This is a genomic window from Mesorhizobium sp. M4A.F.Ca.ET.020.02.1.1 (genome assembly GCF_004022645.1).
GTDB lineage: Bacteria > Pseudomonadota > Alphaproteobacteria > Rhizobiales > Rhizobiaceae > Mesorhizobium.
In genome coordinates this window covers 1-2,457 of the sequence record NZ_RZOI01000829.1, presented here as the reverse complement: position 1 = coordinate 2,457, position 2,457 = coordinate 1, and the positions used below count along the sequence as shown (strand labels likewise).

Sequence of the window (2,457 nt, the reverse complement as noted above, 5' to 3'; positions counted from 1 at the left end):
CCTCCCCCCTTGAGGGGGAGGTGCCCGCGAAGCGGGCGGAGGGGGTCGCCGCAGAAGGCACCGCCCGGTCATCGAGCACAGGGGCGTCGAGCACTGCCGCGAGGACCCCACCCGACCGGGCTTCGCCCGGCCACCCTCCCCTCAAGGGGGAGGGGAATTCCCGCCCGGCCACCGTCAACATCTGCTGCGTCGGCGATGACGATCAATCGATCTATGGCTGGCGCGGTGCCGAGGTCGACAACATCCTGCGCTTCGACAAGGATTTCCCCGGCGCCACCATCATAAGGCTGGAGCGCAACTACCGCTCGACCGCGCATATCCTCGGCGCCGCGTCGCATCTCATCGCCTTTAACGAAGGCCGCTTCGGCAAGACGCTGTTCACCGACCGAAACGACCCCGAAGACGACAAGGTGCATGTCCATGCCGCCTGGGATTCGGAGGAAGAGGCGCGCGCCGTCGGCGAGGCGATCGAGGCCTACCAGCGTCAGAAGCACAATCTGAACGACATGGCGATCCTGGTCCGCGCGTCCTTCCAGATGCGCGCCTTCGAGGACCGCTTCATCACGCTCGGTCTGAACTACCGCGTCATCGGCGGCCCACGCTTCTACGAGCGCATGGAAATCCGCGACGCGCTGGCCTTTTTCCGCGTAGTCGCCAACAGCGGCGATGACCTCGCTTTCGAGCGCATCGTCAACGTGCCGAAGCGCGGGCTCGGCGAAGCCACCATCCGTCAGATCCACGACACGGCGCGCGCGCTCCGTATCCCGATGCTGGAAGCTGCCGGCAACCTCGCTGAAAGTGACGAGCTGAAGCCGAAGCCGCGCGCCGCCCTGCGCGAGGTCGCGGCAAATTTCGAGCGCTGGCAGAAGGCGCTGGAGACCACGCCACATACCGAGCTCGCCGAGACCATATTGGAAGAGAGCGGCTACACCGACATGTGGAAGAACGACCGCTCGGCGGAAGCTCCGGGGCGGCTGGAAAACCTCAAGGAGCTTGTCCGCTCCATGGAGGAGTACGAATCGCTGCGCTCCTTCCTCGAACATGTGGCGCTGGTGATGGAGGCGGAGCAGAGCGAGTCGCTCGACGCGGTCTCGATCATGACGCTGCATTCGGCCAAGGGCCTTGAATTCGAGACAGTCTTCCTCCCCGGCTGGGAGGAAGGCCTGTTCCCGCACCAGCGAGCGCTCGACGAAGGCGGCCGCTCCGGGCTGGAGGAAGAGCGCCGCCTTGCCTATGTCGGGCTGACGCGGGCGAAGAAGAACCTGCACATCTGGTTCGTCTCCAACCGCCTCATCCACGGCCTCTGGCAATCGACGATCCCGTCGCGCTTCCTCGACGAATTGCCGGAAACCCATGTCGAGATCGCCGAGAGCGGCAATTCCTATGGCGGCTACGGCAACAACTATGGCGGCGGCTCGTTCGCATCCGGGCGCGGCGGCCGGCAAAACCCCTACGGCGCCTCGCGCTTCGACAATATCGGCGAGGAAAAATCCTTCTCAAACACCTATTCGACGCCGGGCTGGCAGCGCGCGCAGGCCAACCGCACCGAGGCCACCGACCGCAACTGGGGCACGCGCTCCGGCCACCAGGTCGAGCGCATCGGCTATGGCGAGACGGACTCAGGCTACGGCGCCGGTCGCACCTCGGTGAAGGGCCGCACCATCGACGGCGAGTTGGTCGCCAAATCCGTCGCCGACAAGCCGTCGGCCTTCAGCGTCGGTGACCGCGTCTTCCACCAGAAGTTCGGCAACGGCAACATTGCGGCGATAGAAGGCAACAAGCTGACCATCGACTTCGACAAGGCCGGCCAGAAACGCGTGCTGGACGGGTTTGTCACCGGCGTTTGAGTAGCCTCACCGATACCTCGCCTGGTTCCACTTATGGCCGAGCAGCGACAGGATGATGATCAGCCCGTTGAAGAACTGTACGTAGAAGCCGCTCAACCCCGCCGCCACGACACCGGTCTGGATGAACGACACGGTCACCGCGCCGATGGCGCCGCCGACCACCGTGCCGATGCCGCCCCAGGTCGGCGTGCCGCCGACGAACACCGAGGCCAGCACCGGCAGCAGATAGCCGTCGCCGGCCGTTGGCCACCAGGTGAAGTTGATCATCACCGAGAAGGTGCCGGCGATCGCCGCCCCGATGCCGGTGAAGACGAACACTTTCACCTTCACCAGCTTGACGTCGATGCCCATCTGCTTGGCGCTGTCCGGATTGTCGCCGACCACCCTCACCTGCGCGCCGAAGCGGTGGCGGTTGTAGAGCAGCGCCGAGAAAACGACGAAGGCGATGGCCCAGAAGATCTGCACCGGGATGCCCCAGAGCTGGCTCGAGAAGATCTTGTAGGCTGAGCTGTCGGCAAGGCCGGTCAGCGCCGTCGACCTGCCCTCGTTGATGATCTGGATCAGGCCGCGCAACAGGAAATTCATGCCGAGCGTGGCGATCAGCGACGAC

General features: G+C 65.0%; 2 protein-coding genes. One reads left to right on the top strand and one right to left on the bottom strand.

From position 1 onward, the window contains the following. Window positions 1-1,847: 3'-5' exonuclease (locus EN742_RS31785; protein WP_245492444.1), on the top strand; the 1,847-nt coding region annotated here is incomplete at its 5' end. A gap of 6 nt (window positions 1,848-1,853) precedes the next feature. Here EN742_RS31785 and EN742_RS31780 read toward each other — a convergent pair. Further along, a partial coding sequence (locus EN742_RS31780) for an ABC transporter permease (protein WP_148670399.1) occupies window positions 1,854-2,457 on the bottom strand: 604 nt, incomplete at its 5' end.